This window comes from Streptomyces sp. NPDC056452 (assembly GCF_042796085.1).
Taxonomy (GTDB): Bacteria; Actinomycetota; Actinomycetes; order Streptomycetales; family Streptomycetaceae; genus Streptomyces.
Genome location: NZ_JBHTRI010000003.1, coordinates 247,806 through 270,468, shown reverse-complemented (window position 1 = coordinate 270,468; position 22,663 = coordinate 247,806). Strand labels below are relative to the sequence as shown.

At 71.3% G+C, this 22,663-nt stretch carries 23 protein-coding genes; 14 read left to right on the top strand and 9 right to left on the bottom strand.

The window, feature by feature from the left end; translation table 11 throughout:
* Nucleotides 1-28 precede the first annotated feature (28 nt).
* Entirely contained in the window at nt 29-1,423 is a 1,395-nt protein-coding gene (locus tag ACFQ6X_RS05060; RefSeq protein WP_383176052.1) for a hypothetical protein, read from the bottom strand.
* A 200-nt stretch (nt 1,424-1,623) separates the two neighbouring features.
* Between ACFQ6X_RS05060 and ACFQ6X_RS05055 the strand changes: the two genes are divergently transcribed.
* Entirely contained in the window at nt 1,624-2,934 is a 1,311-nt protein-coding gene (locus ACFQ6X_RS05055) for a molybdopterin-dependent oxidoreductase (RefSeq protein ID WP_383176049.1), read from the top strand.
* Nucleotides 2,935-3,259: 325 nt separating this feature from the next.
* On the opposite strand, the gene ACFQ6X_RS05050 is transcribed toward ACFQ6X_RS05055, so the two are convergent.
* From ACFQ6X_RS05050 to ACFQ6X_RS05040, 3 genes are read right to left on the bottom strand one after another with little or no spacing between them, the layout of a single operon-like run.
* A complete protein-coding gene (locus ACFQ6X_RS05050) occupies nt 3,260-4,099 on the bottom strand; it encodes a class I SAM-dependent methyltransferase (RefSeq protein ID WP_383176046.1) in 840 nt (279 codons plus the stop codon).
* Complete coding sequence (locus ACFQ6X_RS05045; protein ID WP_383176043.1) at nt 4,096-4,773, bottom strand: DUF2064 domain-containing protein; 678 nt, start codon at nt 4,771-4,773, stop codon at nt 4,096-4,098. The genes ACFQ6X_RS05050 and ACFQ6X_RS05045 overlap by 4 nt, the downstream gene beginning before the upstream one ends.
* On the bottom strand, nt 4,770-5,474 hold the full coding sequence (locus ACFQ6X_RS05040; RefSeq protein ID WP_383176040.1) for a glycosyltransferase family 2 protein: 705 nt from the start codon (nt 5,472-5,474) through the stop codon (nt 4,770-4,772). Before ACFQ6X_RS05040 ends, ACFQ6X_RS05045 begins: the two co-directional genes overlap by 4 nt.
* A 123-nt stretch (nt 5,475-5,597) precedes the next feature.
* Here ACFQ6X_RS05040 and ACFQ6X_RS05035 point away from each other — a divergent pair, with 123 nt between their 5' ends.
* Nucleotides 5,598-6,452 (top strand): response regulator transcription factor, encoded by an 855-nt coding sequence (locus ACFQ6X_RS05035; RefSeq protein ID WP_383176037.1) that lies wholly within the window; start codon nt 5,598-5,600, stop codon nt 6,450-6,452.
* Nucleotides 6,449-7,555, top strand: coding sequence for a sensor histidine kinase (locus tag ACFQ6X_RS05030; protein WP_383176034.1), 1,107 nt, complete (start codon nt 6,449-6,451; stop codon nt 7,553-7,555). Before ACFQ6X_RS05035 ends, ACFQ6X_RS05030 begins: the two co-directional genes overlap by 4 nt.
* Before the next feature lie 14 nt (nt 7,556-7,569).
* Here the strand turns inward: ACFQ6X_RS05030 and ACFQ6X_RS05025 are convergent, their stop codons facing one another.
* Nucleotides 7,570-8,652, bottom strand: coding sequence for an NAD-dependent epimerase/dehydratase family protein (locus tag ACFQ6X_RS05025; protein ID WP_383176031.1), 1,083 nt, complete (start codon nt 8,650-8,652; stop codon nt 7,570-7,572).
* A 333-nt stretch (nt 8,653-8,985) separates the two neighbouring features.
* Here ACFQ6X_RS05025 and ACFQ6X_RS05020 point away from each other — a divergent pair, with 333 nt between their 5' ends.
* The 9 genes from ACFQ6X_RS05020 (at nt 8,986) to ACFQ6X_RS04980 (ending at nt 16,378) form a co-directional block, all read left to right on the top strand.
* Nucleotides 8,986-9,600, top strand: coding sequence for a DUF1707 domain-containing protein (locus ACFQ6X_RS05020; RefSeq protein WP_383176028.1), 615 nt, complete (start codon nt 8,986-8,988; stop codon nt 9,598-9,600).
* An 85-nt stretch (nt 9,601-9,685) separates the two neighbouring features.
* Nucleotides 9,686-10,045, top strand: coding sequence for a hypothetical protein (locus tag ACFQ6X_RS05015; protein ID WP_383176025.1), 360 nt, complete (start codon nt 9,686-9,688; stop codon nt 10,043-10,045).
* Between the two features lie 273 nt (nt 10,046-10,318).
* Nucleotides 10,319-11,203, top strand: coding sequence for a HipA family kinase (locus ACFQ6X_RS05010; protein WP_383176022.1), 885 nt, complete (start codon nt 10,319-10,321; stop codon nt 11,201-11,203).
* Nucleotides 11,200-11,583: a DUF3037 domain-containing protein gene (locus ACFQ6X_RS05005; RefSeq protein ID WP_383176019.1), complete on the top strand. Its 384-nt coding sequence runs from the start codon at nt 11,200-11,202 to the stop codon at nt 11,581-11,583. The genes ACFQ6X_RS05010 and ACFQ6X_RS05005 overlap by 4 nt, the downstream gene beginning before the upstream one ends.
* Before the next feature lie 202 nt (nt 11,584-11,785).
* Nucleotides 11,786-12,547, top strand: coding sequence for a 3-oxoacyl-ACP reductase FabG (gene fabG / locus ACFQ6X_RS05000; protein ID WP_329213274.1), 762 nt, complete (start codon nt 11,786-11,788; stop codon nt 12,545-12,547).
* Nucleotides 12,548-12,569: 22 nt separating this feature from the next.
* Nucleotides 12,570-13,325, top strand: a complete 756-nt coding sequence (locus tag ACFQ6X_RS04995; protein ID WP_383176016.1) for an SDR family oxidoreductase — start codon at nt 12,570-12,572, stop codon at nt 13,323-13,325.
* Nucleotides 13,326-13,443: 118 nt separating this feature from the next.
* Nucleotides 13,444-15,021, top strand: a complete 1,578-nt coding sequence (locus ACFQ6X_RS04990; protein ID WP_383176013.1) for an ABC transporter substrate-binding protein — start codon at nt 13,444-13,446, stop codon at nt 15,019-15,021.
* A 77-nt stretch (nt 15,022-15,098) separates the two neighbouring features.
* Nucleotides 15,099-15,782 carry a uracil-DNA glycosylase gene (locus tag ACFQ6X_RS04985; protein WP_383176010.1) on the top strand — a complete coding sequence of 228 codons (684 nt, stop codon included), beginning with the start codon at nt 15,099-15,101 and terminating at the stop codon, nt 15,780-15,782.
* 110 nt (nt 15,783-15,892) lie between these two features.
* The gene (locus ACFQ6X_RS04980) at nt 15,893-16,378 is read left to right on the top strand and encodes a hypothetical protein (protein WP_383176007.1); all 486 of its coding nucleotides are present in this window, start codon (nt 15,893-15,895) and stop codon (nt 16,376-16,378) included.
* A gap of 655 nt (nt 16,379-17,033) precedes the next feature.
* Here ACFQ6X_RS04980 and ACFQ6X_RS04975 read toward each other — a convergent pair.
* Both ACFQ6X_RS04975 and ACFQ6X_RS04970 read right to left on the bottom strand, forming a co-directional pair.
* Nucleotides 17,034-17,546, bottom strand: coding sequence for a DinB family protein (locus tag ACFQ6X_RS04975; protein WP_383176004.1), 513 nt, complete (start codon nt 17,544-17,546; stop codon nt 17,034-17,036).
* Nucleotides 17,547-17,587: 41 nt separating this feature from the next.
* Nucleotides 17,588-18,202: a TetR/AcrR family transcriptional regulator gene (locus ACFQ6X_RS04970; RefSeq protein WP_383176001.1), complete on the bottom strand. Its 615-nt coding sequence runs from the start codon at nt 18,200-18,202 to the stop codon at nt 17,588-17,590.
* An 81-nt stretch (nt 18,203-18,283) separates the two neighbouring features.
* On the opposite strand from ACFQ6X_RS04970, the gene ACFQ6X_RS04965 reads away from it, so the two are divergent.
* Both ACFQ6X_RS04965 and ACFQ6X_RS04960 read left to right on the top strand, forming a co-directional pair.
* The gene (locus ACFQ6X_RS04965; RefSeq protein ID WP_383175998.1) at nt 18,284-19,495 is read left to right on the top strand and encodes an FAD-dependent monooxygenase; all 1,212 of its coding nucleotides are present in this window, start codon (nt 18,284-18,286) and stop codon (nt 19,493-19,495) included.
* Nucleotides 19,496-19,527: 32 nt separating this feature from the next.
* Nucleotides 19,528-20,433: a Gfo/Idh/MocA family protein gene (locus ACFQ6X_RS04960; protein ID WP_383175995.1), complete on the top strand. Its 906-nt coding sequence runs from the start codon at nt 19,528-19,530 to the stop codon at nt 20,431-20,433.
* On the opposite strand, the gene lnt is transcribed toward ACFQ6X_RS04960, so the two are convergent.
* Together lnt and ACFQ6X_RS04950 are read right to left on the bottom strand one after the other, a co-directional pair.
* Entirely contained in the window at nt 20,357-22,000 is a 1,644-nt protein-coding gene (gene lnt, locus ACFQ6X_RS04955; RefSeq protein ID WP_383175992.1) for an apolipoprotein N-acyltransferase, read from the bottom strand. The two genes, ACFQ6X_RS04960 and lnt, sit on opposite strands and share 77 nt — an antisense overlap.
* 167 nt (nt 22,001-22,167) lie before the next feature.
* Nucleotides 22,168-22,644, bottom strand: coding sequence for a nuclear transport factor 2 family protein (locus tag ACFQ6X_RS04950; RefSeq protein WP_383175990.1), 477 nt, complete (start codon nt 22,642-22,644; stop codon nt 22,168-22,170).
* Between the last annotated feature and the right edge of the window lie 19 nt (nt 22,645-22,663).

The following is a 22,663-nucleotide window of genomic DNA, read 5'->3' as shown; positions in this document are numbered from 1 at the left end:
ACGTGCCGCGCACGGTCCGGCCCCGCGCCTACCATCCGGTCCAGAACACGTGGTTGACCGTCAGGGCCACGACTGCCTGTGCGGCCAGCCAGCCGCGTCGGCCCGGTACGGGCAGGAGGGCGGTGGCGGGGAGCAGCCAGAGGATGAAGGGCTGCCAGATCCGTTCCGTCTCCGCCTTGCTCATTCCCGACAGGTCGGCGGCCAGCAGCGCGAGGAACGCCGCCGACACGAACAGGACCAGGCGCTGCGGCGAATCCGTCGTCCCGGTTCGCAGGGTGCGCACGGCTCCGGGGACCCCCTCCGCTGTCCGGCGCAGGCCCGCGAGCGTCGCAGGTCCGACGGCGATCGCGGTGCAGGCGAGGTTCGCCCAGACCCAGTAGGAGTACGGCCGGAGTCCCCCCGCCCCCTGGTAGTAGCGATCGACGAGCAGGCGGTACGCCTCCCACCAGTTGAAGCCCGCGAGCGTGAAGGCGGCCGGCACGGCCAGCGCTCCCAGTACGAACAGGGCGAGCGGCCGGGCGGTGCGCGTCAGCACGAGGACGGCGAGGAGCAGGACTGCGATCAGCGTCAGACCGTAACTGAGGTAGCAGACCAGGCCGTACAGCAGGCCCGCACCCAGCGCGGCGGCTGCGGGGCTGCGGACCGAGCGGGTCGCGGCCAGGGCGAGCAGGGTGACGGACCACGCGGCCACCGCGGTGAAGTAGCCGTCGGCCGAGGTACCGGCCCAGACCGCGACCGGCGCGAGGACGATGAACGGGGCGGCGCGGCGGGCGGTGTGCTCGTCCGCCAGGGCGCGGACGGCGATCAGGGCGGCCAACCCAGCGGAGGCACCGGTCACGATGCACCAGACCCCGGCCCAGGCGCCGCCGCCGAGCCCGATGCGGTCCAGCAGGACGAAGGTGAGGGTGGCGCCCGGCGGGTGTCCTGCGACATGGGCGGGCCAGTTGCCCGGCGGTCCGATCAGGATGTGGTCGTTGAAGCCCCGCAGGGCCGCGCCGATGTCGTCGAAGCGGCCGATGACCCTGAGGTACTCGTGCTTCGTGGTGAGACGTGCGGCGATGCCACGCTCCCAGCCGTCGATCAGCGCGAGCGAGAAGACCCAGGCGAGAGCGGCGCCGTAGCAACTGAGGAGCAGGGCTCGCCAGCGCATCCGGCCGGCGAGGACAGGGCCGTACGCGACGACGGCCACGGCGACGGCGGGAGCGGCCACCGTGCCGGGGCCGACGTGCGGGTACCAGGTCGCCAGCAGGGGCGCCCAGCGGACGTAGAGGGTGTGGTCGGCGTTCTCGATGGCGTGGCCGACGAGCACGGCGGCGGTGACCAGCACGATGCCCGCGCCGGCGGCCGCCAGGTCGCGGCGGTGCCCGGAGCGCCGTGCGGGCATCGGCTCGGTGGTGTGCTCGGTACGGTCCTCGGTCTTCACGCAGGCACCGTACGCACGGCGGGGCGGCGGTGACGGGTGCCGGCGGGGCGCGTCACCGAACCGTCAGATTCCGGGCTGCTCCGGTGGGGCTTTCGGCGGGAGAGGCAGGGTGCCGGGCCCGTACGTCCCAGGGGTGACGTCATCGTTTCGTCAGGAGTCGCACCCGCCCCGCCCAGGTCCCGCGGGCATAGCGTCGGGACATGGGCGACAGCCGTCGGAACGGTCCGACACCTCCCGCTTCCCTTTCCCGGCTCCTCTCCGGCCGTGCCGCGACGATCCCCGGACGGCTCCCCTCGGCGCCCGGGTTCTGGCGCAGTCCCGTACGGGGAGTGCGGTTCACCGCGGTGCTCGGCCTCGTCCTGCTCGTCGGGATCACGCTGCTCTTCGTGACGGGCCTGTTGTCGTACGCCGCGTACAACCCGGACCTGGATCCGGTCAACGACAAGACGCCCGGCAAGGGGCTGCTCGGCTTCTACCTCTTCGCCTGGCCGACCGGTCCGCACTGGCTGTACCGGCTGACGCAGGGGCTCCACGTCACCGTGGGGATCGTGCTCGTACCGGTCCTCCTGGCGAAACTCTGGTCGGTGGTCCCCAGGCTCTTCGCAATGCCGCCGGCCCGCTCCCTCGGGCACGCGCTGGAGCGGATCTCGCTGCTGCTGCTCGTGGGCGGCGCGCTGTTCGAATTCCTCACCGGTCTGCTCAACATCCAGCTGGAGTACCTGTTCCCGGGCTCCTTCTACCCGCTGCACTTCTACGGGGCGTGGGTGTTCTTCGCCGCGTTCCTCGCTCATGCGGGGTTGCGGGTGCCGCAGGCCGTTCGGGTACTGCGGTCCGGCGGACTGAGCGGGCCGGTCCGGGGTGATCGGCTGGAGGCTCCCGCTCCCGCCGCGCCGACCCTGTCCCGGCGCGGCGCGCTGGCCATGGTGGGTGCCGGCTCAGCGGTCCTGCTGGTCACCTCGGCCGGGCGGAGCTTCGACGGGCCGTTGAGGCGTCTCGCGGTGCTCACCCCGCACGGTGCCGCCGAGCCGGGCTCCGGACCCAACGGCTTCCAGATCAACAAGACGGCCGCCGCGGTGGGTGTCACCACGGCCGATACGGGGGAGGGCTGGTGGCTCACCGTCAGCGGGCCGGCCGGTGACCTCCGGCTCACCCGGGAGCAGCTCCTGGCCATGGACCAGCACAGTGCGGCGCTTCCGATCGCGTGTGTGGAGGGCTGGTCCACCTCGGACCAGTGGTGGCGCGGCGTACGGCTGAGGGATCTGGCGGCGCTCGCCGGGTACCCGGACCGGCCACCGGGCGTGCTGGTCGAATCGGTCCAGCGCAGCGGGCCGTTCCGCCTGGCGGCGCTCCGCGACAACCAGGTACGGGACCCGCGTTCGCTGCTGGCGATGCAGGTCAACGGCGAGGAACTGTCCCTCGATCACGGATACCCGGCACGGACCATCGTCCCGGCCGCACCCGGCGTGCTCAACACCAAATGGGTGACCCGGCTGACCTTCGGAGAGCTGTGAACAGAACGGACCCCCGCACCCTCCTGCGGCGTTGGTACGGGGAGGGGCCACTGCACCTCGTCCTGATGGCCGCATCCTTCGCCCTGGCCGGATACGCCGGTGTACGGCTGCTGGAGGGGGACACCCTCGGCGTCATCGTCTGGTTCGTCGGCGCGGCCCTCGTGCACGACCTGGTGCTGGTTCCCGTCTACGCGTCGGCGGACCTGCTGCTGCGCAGGACCCTCCGCCCGCGTTCCGTCCCGGTGAACTTCGTCCGCGTGCCGGCGTTCCTCTCCGGACTGCTGCTGCTGGTGTGGTTCCCGCTGATCACCCGGCAGGCGGAGCGCTACGAGCCGGCCAGCGGTCTGTCCCCCGATGTGTTCCTGGGGAACTGGCTGCTGATCACGGCCGCGCTGTTCCTGGTGTCCGGGCTCTGGCTCGTGGTCCGGACGGTCCGGCTGCGTCGCAGGGAGACGAAGGAGCGGCCGGCCGCGTCCCACTGAGCGACGCAGTGCAGCCCGTGGGGGCGGGCGTACCTCATCAGCGCGGGTGTGCCGAGCCGGGCCCAGGGGAACGGTGCGGTCCGTGCCGGTCCGGGGCCCGAGGCGCGTCCGTCGTCCAGATGTACCCGGACCCGTTCGTCGATGTCCTGCGGCGCGGTCTCGGCGATGAGGAGTCCGCCCGGGGCGAGCAGGTCCGCCGTGCGGTGCAGCAGCTGTCGCGGATCGCCTCCGATACCGATGTTGCCGTCGACGAGGAGAACGGTGCCCCAACGCCCCTCGCCCGGCAGCGGTTCGAAGACGGACCGGTGCAGGGCGGCAGCTCCGAGCCGCAGGGTGCGGTCGACCGCGGCCTCGCTGACGTCGATGCCGAGTGCGCGGTGGCCGCGGGCCGCCAGCGCGGCGACGAGACGCCCGGGCCCGCACCCGATGTCCAGGACGGGGCCCTCGCACCGCCGCAGCGCCGAGAGGTCCGCGGCGTCCGCGTCGGCGCACCAGCGTTCGACGTCCAGCGGCAGCAGCCAGCCGTCCGTACGGCGCAGGAAGAGCGGCCCGTGTCCGTTGCGCAGGGCATTGGCGTACGGGTCGGTGCCCCATGAGGTGACGTCCGGTCGCGACGGGATCGTCACCCCGCCGTCCGGGGTGGTGCGGCTCTTCGGGCTGCCGTCCGGGGTTGTGCGGGTCATCGGACCGCCGTTCCGGTCAGCCGGGCGAGCTCGGCGGCGAACCGCCCGTACGGCGCGAGGGCGGCGACCGCGGCGGCATCGGCTGCCGTGTCCACGTCCCGCAGCCGGGGAAGTTCGCGAACGGTCAGCCCGGCATCCACCAGCCTGCGCCGCTGCACGGCACCGGTCTCGGGTACGGACATCGGTACACCGCGCAGGAGTTCGGGATCGGGATCGGCCAGGCCCAGCGCCCAGAAACCGCCGTCCTCGGCAGGGCCGAACCAGGCGTCGCAGCCGTCCCAGGCGCCGAGCGACAGTACGGGGGCCAGATCGGCCGCGGTGACCTGCGGGGTGTCCATGCCGATCAGGAGCGTCGGCCCCGTGCAGGCGCCGAACGCGGCGGCGAGCCGTTCGTCGAGCCCTCCCGAGCCCTGTGCCACCACCTCGATGCCGGGCGGCAGCCATGGTCCGGGCGCCCCGTCCAGGACGACCGCCCGCCGCGCGGCGGGCAGTGCGCCGACGGTGCGCAGGGTGTCGCCGAGGGCGGCCTCGGCGAGCCGTGCGGCCTCGACGGGCGAGAAGGGTGGAGTGAGCCGGGTCTTGACCCGGCCGGGCAGCGGCTCCTTCGCGATGACCAGCAGGGTCGTCGACCCGGCCGGCGCCGAAGGGCCGGCGCCGGGCTCGGATGCCCTCATCGGGAGGCCCCCGCGCGGACCGGTGGCTCACTCAGCACGGCGCGCATGTCGCGCACCGCGTGCCAGGTGCCCAGCCAGGTGCCGGTGACCTTGGACTTTCCCGTCCGCGCCACGTACGGGACGTCCGTCTCGGTGACGCGCAATCCCGCGTCGGCCGCGCGCACGACCATCTGCAGCGGGTAGCCGCTGCGCCGGTCGGTGAGATCGAGCGCCAGCAGATCGGTCCGGCGCGCGGCGCGCATCGGCCCCAGGTCGTGCAGCCGCAGTCCCGTGCGGCGGCGCAGCATGCGGGCCAGCGCCGCGTTGCCCGCCCGCGCGTGCAGCGGCCAGGCGCCGCGCTCCTCGGGACGGCGGCGGCCGAGCAGCAGATCGCTCTCCCCGTCGGCGACCCGGCGGACGAAGCCTGGCAGCAGCCCGGGATCCAGCGAACCGTCGCAGTCGCAGAAGCAGACGAACTCCGCCTCGGAGGCGAGAAGACCGGCCTGACAGGCCGCGCCGAACCCGCGCCGGGGTTCGTGCACCACGGTCGCGCCGAGGGACCGGGCCAGCTCGGCCGAGCCGTCGGTGGAGCCGTTGTCCACGACGATCGCCCGCCAGCCACGGGGGACCGAGGCCAGCACCCCGGGCAGCGCGGCGGCCTCGTCCAGACACGGCAGGACGATGTCTGCACGGAGGGCGGAAGTATCGGAAGGAAGGGTCACGCGGATCACCCTACGGAGCGAAAACGGACAATTCGGGTTCCAGATTCTTACGAAACGTGGACGTCGCCCGGCAGCGGCACACGGGCGTCCCCCGCTCCGCGCCGCGGATGCCAAGGTGGAGACATGCAGACGACTCCGGACACCCCGCCGTCCGTCCCCGCAGGCGGGGGGCCTCCGGCGGAGGAGAAGCCCTCGGCCACCGGTACGGAAGCGGGAGCCCGCGGCCACGTACTCGTCGTGGACGACGACCCCACCGTCGCGGAGGTGGTCGCCGGATACCTGACCGGTGCCGGATACGAGGTGGCCCGGGCGTCGGACGGGCCGGCCGCGCTCGAGCAGTACGCCGCACGTCGCCCCGACCTGGCCGTCCTGGACCTGATGCTGCCCGGGATGGACGGCTTCGAGGTGTGCCGCCGCATGCGGGCACAGGGACCGGTGCCCGTCATCATGCTCACCGCGCGCGGCGACGAGGACGACCGCATCCTCGGTCTGGAGACGGGGGCGGACGACTACGTGACCAAGCCCTTCAGCCCCCGCGAACTCGTCCTGCGCGTCGACTCCGTACTGCGCCGCGTCCGGGCGGTCGCGACCGCCGGCGGCCGCTCCGCGCTGCTCGAAGGCGCCGGTCTCGTCCTCGACCCCGCGGCCAGACGCGCGACGTGGGAGGGCCGTGCGCTGGCCCTCACCCTGCGGGAGTTCGACCTGCTCGCCTTCCTCCTGCGCCACCCGGGGCAGGTGTTCACCCGGGAGGAGCTGATGCGCGCGGTCTGGGGCTGGGACTTCGGGGACCTGTCGACCGTGACCGTCCACGTCCGCCGTCTGCGCGGGAAGGTCGAGGCCGATCCGGCCCGCCCGGAGCTGATCCGCACGGTCTGGGGTGTCGGCTACCGCCTGGACCTCCCCCCGGACCCTGCCGCCACCACCGCCACCACTGCCACCACCGCCTCCATCGGCTCCGGCTCCGGAACACCGTCATGACCGACATCCTCCTCATCGCGCTCCTCGCCTTCCTGGGCGCCGCCGCCGCCGGACTGCTCGGCGCACTCGTACTGCGGCTGTCCCGGCACCGTTCGCTCGTCGTGTCGCTGACCGTCGTGGCCGCCGTGGCCGTCACCGCCATGCTTGCCGGGACACTGGCCGTCGCCTGGGCGATGTTCCTGTCGCCGCACGACCTGACGGTGGTCACGACGGTCCTCGCCATGGCCGCCGTCGTCTCGCTCGTCACCGCGATGCTGCTGGGCCGCTGGGTGGCGGCGAGGAGCCGCGATCTGACCCTCGCCGCCCGCTCCTTCGGCGACGGCGGCACCTTCGCGGCCCCCGAGGCCCCTGCCACGGCCGAACTCGCCGCTCTCACCCGTGAACTGGCCGCCACCAGTGCCAAGCTCGACAGTTCACGCGAGCGGGAGCGTGCCCTGGAGACCTCGCGGCGTGAGCTCGTTGCCTGGATCTCGCACGACCTGCGCACCCCGCTCGCCGGGCTGCGTGCCATGTCCGAGGCGCTGGAGGACGGCATGGCCGTCGACTCCGGGCGCTATCTGCGGCAGATACGCACCGAGGTGGAGCGGATGAATGACATGGTCGGCGACCTCTTCGAACTCTCCCGCATCCATGCCGGCTCACTCACCCTGAGCCCCACGCGGATCTCCGTCTACGACCTGGTGGGTGACGCGCTCGCCGGCGCGGACCCGCTGGCCCGCGAGCACGGTGTGCGGCTGGTCGGCGACCGGATCGAGGCGGTGCCCGTCGAGGTCGACGGCAAGGAGATGAACCGGGTCCTGGGCAACCTCCTGATCAACGCGATCCGCCGAACCCCCGCCGACGGCACCGTCGCCGTGGCCGCGCAACGCACGGACGGCGGGGTGGTCCTCTCGGTGACCGACGGTTGCGGCGGCATCCCGGAGGAGGACCTGCCCAGGGTCTTCGACACGGGCTGGCGCGGCAGCCATGCCCGTACACCACCGGCCGGCGCGGGACTCGGGCTCGCCATCGTGCGGGGGATCGTCGAGGCGCACGCCGGCCGGGCGGAGGTCCGCAACGTGACCGGCGGCTGCTGCTTCGAGGTGACCCTGCCGGTGGCGTGAGCCTCGGACGGACCTCAGACGGACAGACCCGCGGCCGCCTCCCGCAGGGGCGCCGCCGCGAACCGGGCCATGCCCTCGGCGAACCCGACCTCCGGCTTCCAGCCCAGTTCCTCCCGCAGGCGTCGCGAGTCCGCCGTGACATGACGTACGTCCCCGAGCCGGTACTCACCGGTGGTCACCGGCTCCGGGCCTCCGTGCGCCGAAGCCAGCACGGCGGCCATCTCACCGATGGTGTGCGGCTGTCCGCTCCCGGTGTTGTACGCGGCGAAACTGCCCGGCCCGCGTCCCGTGACCGCCTCCAGCGCCACCGCGTTCGCCGCGGCCACGTCCCGTACATGGATGAAGTCCCGCCGCTGGCCGCCGTCCTCGAAGACACGGGGCGACTCGCCCCGGGCCAGGGCCGAACGGAAGAAGGAGGCGACACCCGCGTACGGGGTGTCCCGCGGCATCCCCGGTCCGTACACGTTGTGGTAGCGCAGCGACATCGCGCGTCCGCCCGTCGCGCGCGCCCAGGCAGCGGCGAGGTGTTCCTGGGCGAGCTTGGTCGCCGCGTACACGTTGCGCGGGTCGGCGGGAGCGTCCTCCGCGACCAGCCCGGACTCCAACTCTGCGCCGCAGTCAGGACAGCGCGGTTCGAACCGGCCCGCCGCCAGGTCGGCCTCCGCCCGTGGGCCCGGCCGGACCCCGCCATGACTCGGACAGGTGTAGCGGCCCTCCCCGTAGACCACCATCGAACCGGCGAGCACCAGGCTCCGCACCCCGGCCGCGGCCATCTCGGCAAGCAGCACCGCTGTTCCCAGGTCATTGCAACCGACGTACTCCGGGGCGTCGGCGAAATCCTTCCCCAGCCCGACCATCGCCGCCTGGTGGCACACCACGTCCACCCCCCGCAGCGCACGGCCCACGGCCTCGCGGTCACGTACGTCCGCCACGATCAGCCCGCCGTCACGGCCGTCGCCTCCGGGCGGGGCCGCGGTGCCGCCGTGCGCCGAGGGGAGCAGGGCGTCGAACACCACCGCCTCGTGCCCCGCCGACACGAGTGTCCGCACGATCTCCGAACCGATGAACCCGGCGCCGCCGGTGACCAGTACACGCATACGCCCACGTTAGGACGCCCGGAGCGGAATCATCCGCCTCCGGACCGGCATGTCACGGGACCGTAAGCGGTCGGCCAGGACGGCCCCCCGGCTTCCTCCGAAGGACCGCCCGGTGCCCGGGCGGTAGAGGTCGGCGGCCTCGGGGAACGGTCTGCTTCATGTCTCCGCCCCGGGGCCTTCAGCGCTTTAGCAGCGAGATCTCGTGTCGTGGGGCCCCTTCCTCAAGGACCAGCCGGCCGTCTGCCGCCGGTGCGGCCCTCGGCATCGCCGCCAGGGCCCGTTTCGGATGTGCAGCCCCGGTACGGTGGCTGCTTGTTCCCCTATTCTTGCGCCATGACTGCCGAGCTTCCGGAGCCCTCGCCGCGCCCTGGTCCCGCAGGCGAGCTTCGAGCCTCTCATGACGACCGAGAAGCGGTGGTGGAGCAGCTGCGCGATGCTGCAGCCGAGGGGCGAATCGATCTCGACGAGCTGGGCTCGCGCCTGGAGGTGGCGCTGAAGGCCAAGACCTATGGTGAGTTGGCCGTACTGACAGCTGACTTGCCGAGGCCGAACTCCGAGGTGCAGTCGCCGCTCGTGCTCAGGGGCGGCATGCATGGCGTGTCTCGGGGCTCCGGACGCTGGGAGGTGCCCGGGCACGTGATCGCTCGCGGAGGCTGGGGCGGTGTGAAGGTGGACTTCACCAGGGTCCAGTGCCGCCTCACCGAGGTCGCGGTGGAGGCGTACGGCGAGATGGCCGGTGTCACGATCGTCATCCCCGACGCTTGGGGCGCGGACACCAGCGGCATGGACCCCGGTGTCGGCGGCTTGACGGACAGGACCACCCCCGACAGGCTCCGGGGAACTCCGCTGATCCGGCTGACCGGGGCCGGCGGCATGGCCGGAGTGGTCATCCGCCACCCCAACCGATGGGAACGACGTAAGTTGCGCAGGAATCCGCCGAACTTCTAGAGGGCGGGGCTTTCGTGCGTCCGGGGCGGGAATCGGCAGGGCAATGCGTTCGACTTCGGGTGGCCCTGCGTCCGAGAATCGGCGCATGACTCTCCTTGTGCACACCTACGTCTACGACGCCGACGGCAAACGCGACCTCCTGGAGGATCCCGAGTACGCCGACACCATGGCCGGATTCGAGAGCACCCGCAGCCGCCTGTGGGGATCCGAAGCCGTCCGGGCTCTGGGGGCGCGGTTCTTCCCCCAGTTGGACGGGAGTGACCTCTACGTGGAACCGGCCGAGGTCGACGACTTCCTTGCCGAAGGCGAAGTGATACGCCCTCACTTCGATCGGCTTGCTGAACTGAGCGGCTACGGCGCCGATTACATCACCGCGCGGTTCGACAACATCTTTGCTGCCGCCGTGCGAGCCAAAGCCGAGGGCGGCGGGGTCCTCGTCTGGTGACGGACGGGTCGGTTGACCGGGGTGCGATTGGGTATTCGCCCACGCCCACACTCACGGTGAACAAGAAGGATCCGTGAAAAAGGCTGGAACCTCTGCGGGGGTCGTGTTTCCTTACAACGTCCCGGAAACAGCCGGATAAGAGGCTGCGGCCACCTTGCGGCGGGTGGGCGATGCAATTCAGAAACCTGAAGAAAGCGTGCTGCAACGAAGCCACCGCGGTGACCGACCCCGGTCCGTGGATCTGTAAGGAGTGGCGCCGTATAGCCTGGGGAAATGCTGACCGAAGTCACCGCGACCCGCTACGTCACGCCCCTGCGTGAGGGTGGATCGCTCCCCGGGATCGTCGAAGCCGACGACCTCGGCACGTACGTCATGAAGTTCACCGGCGCAGGGCAGGGGCGCAAGACCCTCGTTGCGGAGATCATCTGCGGGGAGCTCGGCAGGCGGCTGGGGCTGCGGGTCCCCGAACTGGTGACCATCCAGCTCGATCCCGTCATCGGGCTCGCGGAGCCGGACCAGGAGGTGCAGGAGCTCCTCAAGGCGAGCGGCGGACTGAACCTGGGCATGGACTATCTGCCCGGCTCGCTCGGCTTCGATCCGCTCGCCTACGAGGTGGACCCGGCGGAAGCCGGCCGGGTCGTCTGGTTCGACGCGCTGATCAACAACGTGGACCGCTCGTGGCGGAACCCCAACCTGCTGGTCTGGCACGGCGATCTCTGGCTCATCGACCACGGGGCCACGATGATCTGGCACCACAACTGGCCGGGAGCGCAGGCGTCGGCAGCCAAGCCGTACAACGCATCCGACCATGTCCTCGCCCGGTTCGGACCGGATATCGCGGCCGCGGCCGCCGAGCTGGCCCCGCTCGTCACCGAGGAACTGCTGACCGAAGTGGTCGCCGACGTGCCCGAGGAGTGGCTGGCGGGCGAACCCGGCTTCGACTCGACGGACCAGCTGCGCCGGGCGTACGTGGCGCCGCTGCTGGCACGCGCCGGAAGTGTCCACGAGCGGATCACGATGGAGGAGCCCACGAAGACACGGGCCTCCCAGGCCCCGGGCTGGCTCACCGAGCGCCTCGCGCCGCGGCCGCACCCCACCGGTGAGGTCCGCGCGGAGCAGGCGGACGCCGGACAGAGCAGCAAGGACGGCGGCCGATGACCGAGCGCACTGTTTTCGAGTACGCGCTGCTGCGCGTCGTTCCGCGGGTCGAGCGAGGCGAGTGCTTCAACGCGGGCGTGCTGGTGTACTGCCGGGCGAAGTCCTTCGTCGCGGCGCGCACGCATCTGGACGAGCACAAGCTGAAGGCCCTGGATCCGCACGCCGACGTGGTGGGCGTCCGGGCCGCCCTGCGCGCGGTCGAGGGAGTCTGCTGCGGTGGTGACGCCGCGGGTCAGGCAGCCGGTGACGACGCGGGGCGGCGCTTTCGCTGGCTGATCGCCCCGCGCTCCACGGTGGTCCAGCCGGGCGCCGTCCACAGCGGTCTCACCACGGACCCGGAGGCCGAGGTCGAGCGGCTGCTCGACCTCCTGGTGCGCTGAGCCCGCGGCCCGTGGCGCCGCCTGCGACGGGTCAGGCAGCGGCGCCTTCCGGTGTGACATGCGCCCCTGCCCCCGTGGGCCGTTGACACCGGGTGCCAGGGCTTCTAGCGTCTCGTCTGCTGAAGGTACTAAGCGGTTGCTCAGTTATCGGGAACTTCCTGACGTCCGCTGAGCCGCGATCCAAGGGCGAGGAGAACCAAGCATGTCCACCACCGAGCAGCGCGTCGCCATCGTGACGGGAGCGGCGCGGGGCATTGGCGCCGCCACCGCCGTACGCCTGGCGGCCGAGGGCCGCGCCGTCGCCGTACTCGACCTCGACGAGGCGGCCTGCAAGGACACGGTCGAGAAGATCACCGCCGCCGGGGGCACCGCCCTCGCCGTCGGCTGCGATGTGTCGGACAGCGCCCAGGTGGAAGCCGCCGTCGCGCGCGTCGCCGCCGAGCTCGGCGCCCCGACGATCCTCGTCAACAACGCGGGCGTGCTCCGCGACAACCTGCTCTTCAAGATGAGCGAGGCCGACTGGGACCTCGTCATGAACGTCCACCTCAAGGGTGCGTTCCTGATGGCGAAGGCCGTCCAGTCGCACATGGTGGGGGCCAAGTTCGGCCGCATCGTCTCGCTGTCCTCCTCCTCGGCCCTCGGCAACCGGGGTCAGGCCAACTACTCTGCCGTGAAGGCCGGTCTGCAGGGCTTCACGAAGACCCTCGCCAAGGAGCTCGGCAAGTTCGGCGTCACCGCCAACGCCGTCGCCCCCGGCTTCATCGTCACGGAGATGACCGCCCAGACGGCGGCCCGCGTCGGCATGGGCTTCGAGGAGTTCCAGGCCGCGGCAGCCACCCAGATCCCCGTGCAGCGCGTGGGGTGGCCCGAGGACATCGCCAACGCCATCGCCTTCTTCACGGGCGACGACGCGGGCTTCGTCTCCGGTCAGGTCATGTACGTCGCCGGCGGACCGCTCAACTGACCCCGGAAGGGCAACGGACATCATGACTGTGCAGGACAGTGGCAAGGTCGCACTCATCACGGGTGCGAGCCGGGGCATCGGCTACGGCGTCGCCGAGGCGCTCGTCGCCCGGGGCGACCGTGTCGTCATCACGGGCCGTGGCGAGGACGCCCTCAAGGAAGCCGTCGAGAGGCTCGGGGCCGACCGGGCGATCGGCATCGCGGGCAAGGCCCACGACGAGGCCCATCAGGCGGCAGCGGTCGAGCGCGCCATGGAGGCGTTCGGCCGGGTCGACTACCTGATCAACAACGCGGGTACGAATCCGGTCTTCGGCCCGATGGCCGAGCTCGACCTCAACGTCGCCCGCAAGGTGTACGAGACCAATGTGATCTCGGCGCTCGGCTTCGCCCAGCAGACCTGGAAGGCCTGGCAGAAGGACAACGGCGGGGCGATCGTGAACATCGCCTCCGTCGCCGGTGTCTCCGCGTCGCCCTTCATCGGCGCCTACGGGATGAGCAAGGCCGCCATGGTCAACCTGACCCTCCAGCTGGCGCACGAGTTCGCGCCGGTCGTCCGGGTCAACGCGATCGCTCCGGCCGTGGTCAAGACCAAGTTCGCCGAGGCGCTCTACGAGGGCCGGGAGGCGGAGGCGGCAGCCGCCTACCCGCTCGGCAGGCTCGGAGTTCCGGAGGACATCGGAGGGGCCGCGGCCTTCCTCACCTCCGCGCAGTCCGACTGGATCACGGGGCAGACTCTCGTGGTCGACGGAGGTATTTTCCTGAATGCCGGCGTGGCCTGAGTACGGCCTGAGCCGGTTTGGCCCTGAATGAGTCAAGCGCCCCGCCGGGCCAGCGGATTGACCTGGCGGGGCGCTGCGGTATGGTCTGCCGACCCATGGCTGATCGAGGAGCGTTCACGTGTTCTACCGGGCCAGTCTGCAGGCTGCTGCAGCCCTTGCATCTCTTTCTCTGCTGGCCGGCTGCGGTTTGCTGTCCGACAGCAGTTCGGAAACCGACCAGCAGATAGCAGTCGGGACGACGAGTTCGCCCTCGACACTCGATCCGGCAGCGGCCTGGGACGGCTCCTGGGAGCTGATGAGGAACGTTTTCCAGACCCTGGTGAGCTTTCCCACCGGCACGATGAGCCCCGAGCCCGACGCGGCGGAGGACTGCCAGTTCACCGATTCCACGAGCATGGCCTACCGGTGCAAGCTCCGTAAGGGCCTGAAGTTCTCCAACGGCGAGGCGATCAACGCCGAGGCCGTCAAGTACTCCATCGACCGGATCGTGAAGATCAAGGTCAAGGGCGGCCCGGCCGGTCTGCTCGGCTCCCTCGACCGGGTGGAGACCAAGGGCGACGACACGGTCATCTTCCACCTCAGCAAGGCGGACGCGACCTTCCCGTTCATCCTGGCGACTCCGGCGATGTCGCTCGTCGCACCCAGTGAGTACCCCGCGGACAAGATCCGTGACGACGGGAAGGTCACCGGGTCCGGGCCGTACGTCCTGGAGTCGTACGAGCCCGGGAACAAGGCCGAGCTGACGAAGAACCCCGACTACAAGGGCTTCGCCAACCGCAAGAACACCGCCGTCACCATCCGCTACTTCAAGGACTCCGCCCCCATGGTGGATGCCCTGAAGAAGAAGGAGATCGACGCCACCTACCGCGGTCTGACCGCCGAGGAGGTCGTCGGCCTCGAGGACAACAAGAAGGACAACGCCGGTCTGCAGATCGTCGAGACCGTCGGCGCCGACATCCGCTTCCTGGTCTTCAACCCCAAGGACCCGGCCGCAGGCAAGCCCGCTGTCCGGCGGGCCATCGCGCAGCTGGTGAACCGTGACGCCCTGGTCGCCAAGGTCTACCAGGGAACCGCGGAGCCGCTGTACTCCATGGTCCCCAAGGGCATCGCCGGCCACACCACGAGCTTCTTCGACGCCTTCGGTGACGCGAACAAGACCAAGGCCAAGGAGATCCTCACCGAGGCGGGGATCAACGAGCCGGTCGAGATGACGTTCTGGTTCACCACGGACCGCTACGGCTCCTCCACCGCCCCCGAGTTCGCCGAGATCAAGCGCCAGCTCGAGGACTCGGGTCTGTTCAAGATCACTCTGAAGAGCGCGCCGTGGAAGACCTTCCAGGAGGGCTTCACCAAGGGCGAGTACCCGGTCTTCGGCCGTGGCTGGTTCCCCGACTTCCCGGACCCGGACAACTTCATCGCCCCGTTCGTCGGCAAGGACAGCGTCACCGGGACGCCCTACCTGACCGCGGAGATCGATCAGCAGCTGGCCTCGTCCCGCCAGGAGAGCGACCGCGGAGCCGTTGCCGCGCAGTTCAAGAAGGCCCAGGAGATCCTCGTCGAGGATGTCCGGCTGCTGCCGCTGTGGCAGGGCAAGCTGTACGTGGCGGCCGGTGAGGACATCGGCGGCGGCGAGCGCGCCCTGGACCCGCAGACGGTCATGCAGATGTGGGAGCTGTACCGCAAGGCCAGCTGGTAGGGCTCGGGGCGGCCGTTGTCAGTGGCCCCCGGTAGGTTCTGTGGTCAAGAACCGATTGTGTACCGGAGGTTGTGGACGTGACCGACACCGACCTGCTGCCCGAATCCTGGCGCGGCGTCCTCGACGAAGAGCTGCAGAAGCCGTACTTCAAGGAGCTCACGGAATTCGTCGAGGAGGAGCGGGCCAGGGGGCCGGTGTATCCGCCGCGCGAAGAGGTCTTCGCCGCCCTGGACGCCACCCCGTACGACCGGGTCAAGGTGCTCATCCTCGGCCAGGACCCGTACCACGGCGAGGGTCAGGGCCACGGGCTCTGCTTCTCGGTGCGGCCCGGCGTCAGGACGCCCCCTTCGCTGCGCAACATCTACAAGGAGATGAACGACGAGCTCGGCCTGCCGGTCCCGGACAACGGATACCTGATGCCGTGGGCCGAGCAGGGCGTCCTCCTGCTCAACGCGGTGCTGACGGTGCGCGGCGGCGAGGCCAATTCGCACAAGGCCAAGGGCTGGGAGAAGGTGACGGACGCGGTGATCCGCGCCGTCTCCGAGCGGCCCGACCCCGCGGTGTTCGTCCTCTGGGGCAACTACGCGCAGAAGAAGATCCCGCTGATCGACCAGGAGCGCCACGTGGTGGTGAAGGGCGCGCACCCCTCGCCGCTCTCCGCGAAGAAGTGGTTCGGCTCCCGCCCCTTCACCCAGATCAACGAGGCGATCGCCGCCCAGGGCCACGAGGCCATCGACTGGCGCATCCCGGACCTGGGGTGAGGGTCGACCCGGTCGGCAGTTCCGGTCCGCGCCTGAGCGGGTTTCCCGGCGGCTGCGGCTAGCGTTCGACCGACCGGAACGGGCTGGACGGGCTGACCAGGGAGACCGCGGTGGCGGAGCAGCAGGAGGCGTCGAAGGACGCCGTCATGACCAGGATCGGCCAGGCGATCATGCTGCTGCACGGAGGCGACAGGGAAGAGGCCCGCAATCGCTTCGGGGCCATCTGGTCGGAGATCGGCGAGGAGGGCGATGCCCTCCACCGCTGCACCCTCGCGCACTACATGGCCGACACCCAGGACGATCCCGGCGACGAGCTCGCGTGGGACCTCCGGGCGCTGACAGCCGCGGAAGGGCTGAGCGGCGAGCCGGTCGCGGAGCACCGGGACGCGACCGCGGTCCGGGCCTTCTTCCCCTCCCTGCACCTCAATCTCGCGGCGGACTACCTCAAGCTCCAGCGCCCCGAGTCCGCCCGGATCCATCTGGACCGGGCGTGGGACGCCGCCGGCGTGCTCGGGGACGACGGATACGGCGGGGGCGTCCGTGCCGCCATCGGACGCCTGGAGCAGAGGATGCGGGGCAGCGCCGCGGGGGAGTGAGGTGCGGGCCCGCCCATGATCCGGCGGGCCCGCCCCGTACGGGCCTTCGCGGCTCAGCGGCCGTATGTCTCGTCGCAGATGAGGGACTGCGGGCTGCCCGCCGGCCAGCGCCCGTACCCACGCCCGAGTCTGCAGACGTCGCTCCCGGTGACGACGGAGCCCGGCACGGCGGGGAGCGCCGCGCGCGGAACGGCGGCCACCCGGCGAGGTGTCCGCACGCTCGGGGTGCCGGCCGGTTCGTACTGCCGTGGGGCCCGTGGCGTCGTTCTCCGGGCCGGGGAGGGAGCTCCCGGGGGAACGGCCCGTACGGACGTCACGGGATCCGGCAGGGCCTCGAGGGAGTCCCGGACGGGCGGCTGCACGATCTGGGGTGCCACGTCCTGGACGGGTCTGCCGGCCCCGGAGCGTGGCGCGACGGTTCTCTTCGAGGGTTCCACCGACACGCAGCCGGAGACAGCTGTGACAGCAATCCCCACCAGCAGCGTTGCTGTGATTCTGATTCGATGCACCCGGGTAACTCTGCTCGGTCGTTCCGCCCGGTGACAGCCGGTGAGCAAGGATTGGCCCGCACGAGTGACCCGGTCAGCGACGTGCCCCGGAACCGGCGGCGGAGAGTCAGGAGCGTCAGGGGGGCGTGGGGCGATGGTCCGCGCCATCACTCCCCGGTCGCGCCGTCGATCCGCTCCCGCACGAGGTCCGCGTGACCGTTGTGCCGGGCGTACTCCTCGATCATGTGCGTGTAGATCCAGCGGAGGCTGAAGGGCTTGCCCCCGCGGCTCAGGCCGACCGAGAGGCCGTCGAGTTCGAACTTCGCCGCATTCAGCCGTGCCACCTCGATCTCCGCCAGCCAGGTCGCGTGCGCCTCGTCCCAGGTGTCCGCCTCGGTGAGGTGGAACTCCCCGTCCGGGTCCTCGTCGCTGCCGTAGATCGGCGGCACGTCCTCGCCGACCAGCACCTCGCGGAACCAGCCGCGCTCGACCTCCGCCAGATGCCGCACCAGTCCGAGCAGCGTGAACTCCGAAGGAGGCACGGACGCCTCCCGCAACTGGGCGTCGGTGAGGCCCGCGCACTTCATGACGAGCGTCTCGCGGTGGTAGTCCAGCCATCCCTCGAGCATCTGGCGCTCGGCGGCGTCGAAGGCGGGTTCGGTACGTTCGTCTGTCGTCATGCCGGCCATCCTCGCTCAATGATCATGAGCATGGCCAGTGGTTACCGGTGGTCGGCGGCCTGGACACCGAGCATCCCGCGCAACAGCTCGGCGCAGCCGGTGCGCAGTTCGTCCTCGGTCGGCACGGAGCGGTGGTACGAGCCCGCGGCGCAGGCGAACATCATCCCTTCCGCCCAGGCCACGAGCGACAGCGCGTGGCGCTCCGGTTCGGCGGATCCGGCCGCGGTCATCAGGGCGACGAGGGGCTCGCGGAACTGCCGGCCCGCGGCATCGAAGAACGCCCGCAGTTCGGGGCGCCTGGTGGCCTCCAGGGCGAGTTCGTAGCGGCATACCAGAAGTTCCGGATGGCCGGTCAGATAGCGGTGCAGTGCGCGTGCCAGTCCGGCGGCAGCGGAGCCGGGGGCGCCGTCCGCCGGAAGCTCTCCGGGGGCGAGCACCTGCGCCTCGCGTTCGGCGAGCCGGCGCACGGCGGCTTCCAGCAGCGCCTGGCGGGTGCGTGCGTGGTTCGACGTCGACCCCTGGGGGAGTCCGGCCCGCTCGTCCACCGCGCGATGGGTGAGGCCCCGCATCCCGCGCTCCGCGAGCAGCGTGAGCGCGGTGTCGGCGATCAGGCCTGCGCGGGAGGTGCCGGTTGTCCCGGTGGTGCGTGTGGGCATGGGGCCAATCTACCGCCGTCACTACGGCTGTAGTACGGTGGATCTCGCAACTACAGGTGTAGTTCCGAGGAGGGCTCAGTCATGACGACACCCCACGCGGTGATCATCGGCAGCGGAATCGGCGGACTCACCGCCGCCACGGCGCTGCACCGGGGCGGCTGGCATGTCACCGTCCTGGAGCGCGCGCCCTCGGTGGAGCCGGTCGGTGCCGGCATCAGCCTCTCTCCCAATGCCCAGCGCGCACTGGACGTCATCGGCCTCGGCGACACGATCAGGTCCCTCGCCGCCTGGCAGGGCGACGGCGGGATGCGCAATCCGGCCGGCCGCTGGCTCGCCCGTACGAACAGCGCGGCAGCGGCGGAGAGGTTCGGCGGCCCCCTGGTCCTGCTGCACCGCTCCGTCCTGATCGACCTGCTCCGCGCCGGAATTCCCGACACCGCCCTGCACACCGGTACACCGGCACAGCTCGTCGGCGCCGGCAGCGCGGGCGGCCGCCGGGCCGTCGTGAGGACACCCTCCGGGGACATCGAGGCCGACCTCGTCATCGGGGCCGACGGCATCGGCTCGTCCGTACGCTCCGCGCTCTTCCCGCGTCACCCTGGTCCCACCTACAGCGGTTTCACCACCTGGCGTGTCATCGCCCCTGCGCCCGGCAGCCCGATCGGCTCGCAGGAGACCTGGGGCCGAGGCGCCCTGTGGGGCAGTCATCCGCTGAAGGACGGCCGGATCTACGCCTACGCGGCGGCCACCGCGCCGGCCGGAGCGGTCGCACCCGACGACGAGAAGGCGGAACTGCTGCGCAGGTTCGGCGACTGGCACGCCCCGGTTCCCGGAATCATCGACGCAGTCACGCCCGATGAGGTCCTGCGTCACGACGTGTACCACCTGACCGACCCGCTGCCCTCCTTCCACCAGGGGCGCACGGTGCTCGTGGGTGACGCCGCACACGCCATGGCGCCCACGCTCGGCCAGGGCGGCAACCAGGCCATCGAGGACGCCATCGTGCTCGCCCACCACCTCACACCGGACGGCGACCTGGGGGAGGGGACGGCCGCCTACAGCGCGGCCAGGCAGCCCCGTACGACGGCGATCGTCCGCAAGGCCGCACAGGTCTCCCGGCTGATGCAGCTGTCCAGCGGGCCTGCCGCCGCACTCCGGAACGGGCTGATGTCCACCGTCTCCCGCCTCGGCCCGGGGCTCGTCCTGCGGACCTTCGACGGGATCGCCGACTGGCAGCCGCCGCAGCGCACGTATGCTGCCGGAACCAAGGACGGGCACAGGACGCGGCCGTGACACGGGCGTGCGAGAACCACAGGGAGACACTGGTGAAAATCGGCTGCATCGGGCTCGGCGACATCGCGCAGAAGGCATATCTGCCGGTTCTGACCGCACTGCCCGGGGTCGAGCTGCACCTGCAGACCCGTACACCGGCCACCCTGGCGGCCGTCGCGGAAACCCATCGGATCCCCGAGCGACAGCTCCACGCGGACCTCGACTCGCTCCTGGCCCAGGGACTGGACGCCGCCTTCGTGCACGCGCCGACCCCCGTGCACCCGGAGATCACCGGCCGGCTGCTCGAAGCGGGTGTGCCCACCTACGTCGACAAGCCGCTCGCCCATGAACTCGCCGACTCCGAACGGCTGGTGGCCCTGGCCGAGGAGCGGGGCGTGAGCCTCGCCGTCGGGTTCAACCGCCGTCTCGCCCCGTCCTACGCGCAGTGCATCGAGCACCCGCGCGAGCTGATTCTGATGCAGAAGAACCGGGTCGGGCTGCCCGAGGACCCCCGCAGCATGGTGCTCGACGACTTCATCCACGTCGTCGACACGCTGCGCTTCCTGGTGCCCGGCCCGGTCACCGCTACCGTCGTGCGGGCACGGATCGTCGACGGTCTCATGCACCATGTGGTTCTTCAGCTGTCGGGAGACGGCTTCACCGCCATCGGCATGATGAACCGGCTCAACGGATCGACCGAGGAGATCCTCGAGGTCTCCGGCCAGGACTCCAAGCGCCAGGTCCTCAACCTCGCCGACGTCGTCGACCACAAGGGCCAGCCCACCGTCCGGCGGCGCGGTGACTGGGTACCCGTCGCACGCCAGCGCGGCATCGAGCAGAGCGTGCTGTCCTTCCTGGACGGGATCAGGGCCGGGAAGGTGCTCAGCGCCCAGGACGCCCTGGAGACTCACCGTCTGTGTGAGCGCGTGGTCCGGGACGCGTGGGAGCAGGCGTCCTGAGGGACCGCACACCCGTCACCGCGAAGAAGGCGGCCAGCACCGCCAACGCCGCGTACACCGGCCACGCGCCGAGCCGCACATAGAGCGTCGTGCCCCGGGCGAGCGGTACGTCGAACACGGCAGCCTCACTCGCGTCCGTACCGATCCACCCTCCCACCCGTTCGCCCTGCGGGCCGTACACGGCGCTGACGCCCGTCAGGGTGGCATGCACCATCGGGCGCCCGCTCTCGGCCGCGCGCAGCGCCCCGAGCGACGCATGCTGCTCCGGCGCCCAGCTGTGCTGGAACGTCGAGGTGGACGACTGGGCGATCAGTACCTGTGCGCCGTCCTTGGCGAGCCGTCTGCTCATGTCGGGAAACGCCGACTCGAAGCACACCAGCGGCCCGAGCCGCAGCCCGTCCTCACCCGGCAGGCGCATCACCACCGGACGGCTGCCGCGCAGCCGGTCCTCACCTGCCGCCTTGCCCACCGAGGTCGCCCAGCCCAGCACCGCACGGGCCGGGACGTACTCACCGAACGGCACCAGGCGCATCTTGTCGTAGCGGTCCCCGGTCGGCCCGTCCGGACCCACCAGTACGGCCGACTTGAAGATCCCGGCGCGGTCCGGGCCGTCCGTCCGCCTGGCGTCCATGTTCACCAGCACGTCGGCCCCGACCAGCCGCGACAGCGCCGCGATCCGGGCCGCCGTCCCAGGGCTGCGCGAAAGATCGACACCCACACTGCTCTCGCCCCACACCACCAGGTCGACATCCCGGCCGGCGAGGCCACGGGTCAGCTCCTCGCTGCGCGCGAACCGGCGCTCGACGCTGCCCGGGCCGTCGACGACACCCGGCTGCACGACGGCGATCCGGGCCGTTCCGGTGGTCTCCGGCCGCGGTGCCCATACCCACAGCGCGCCGACGAACAGCGTGCACACCACCAGGGAGGCTGCCGCGGCAGTGCGGGCCCCAGGCACGGCGAGCAGCAGAGCGACCGCCGTGTTCACCGCCAGGACGAGCAGACTGACCAGCCACACACCGCCCACCGACGCGGTCCGCAGAGCGGGAGCGAACTCCCACTGGCTGGCGCCCAGCAGCCCCCAGGGGCCGCCGAGCCCCTCCCAGGAGCGGACGAGCTCGATCATCAGCCAGCCGGACGGCACCACGGCGACGGCCGCGACCGAGCGGAGTACGGACGGCGATCCGCCGGTCAGCCTGGCCACCAGCAGGCCCCAAGGGGCCCACAACAGGCCGAGCAGCGCCGCGAGAACCACGATGAACACGTGCAGGCTCGGAACGAGCCAGTGATGCACGGCAAGCATGAAGCCCATGCCGCCGAGCCATCCGTCGAGGGCGGCCCGCCGCCCGGTGTCCGCCGACCGGATCAGGAGCAGCCAGGGGACCAGTGCGACATAGGCGAACCACCAGAGCGACGGCTCGGGAAACGCCAGGGCGGGCAGTGCGCCCGCGAGCAGGGCAGCGGCGGCGCGCCACCCGGGTGAGCGCAGCAGGCGTACGCCGGGCCGGAACCCGGTGGCCGGGCCGTCCGAAACCCGGTCTGCAGGAACCCGCCCGCCCCGCAACGGCATGCCGTGTCCTCCTTGCCGGTCCGCCCACGTGATCCCAGTGTGGGGCAGAAGATCGGCAGCGCACAGTGGGCGTGCCGTCCGGCACGGCCCCGCGGGCCCCGGGATCAGGCGGTGACGCCGGCGCCGGGCGCGGATTCAGCCCGTGACGCCGGCGCCGGGCGCGGGGCTCAGCCGGTGGCGGCCCCGGGCGCGCACCGCCACAACTCGCGGGCCTCGACGGTACGGATCCGCCAGCCCGGCTCCGTACGCAGCAGGTCGAAGGCATACCTGCCGCCGGAGACGAAGGCCGGCACCGTCCCGTGTTCCCCGGCTTCGGCTGCCGGGCCCATCGGATTCAGATAGTCCGCCCGCACCCGTGCCTGGTCACCGGGGTAGCCGCCAAGATCCTGGAGATCGAGCCGCCGGTTGACGATCAGGTGCTGCCGGACGGGAGAGGCGCGCAGGGTCCGGGCGAGCCACTGCGCGGTCTCCGGTGCCGTGCCCTCGGCCCCTCCCGCACCGCGGTAGTCGGCACGGCCGTCCTCGGTGAACAAGGCGATGTAGTCGTCCCAGGTGCCGTCGTCCACCGCGACCGCGTAGTCAGTGATCACTGCATCGATGGAGAGCCGGTCCATCACCGTCGCGAGAGCCACGCGCTGTGTCATCGCGCAAGTCTCCGCCAGC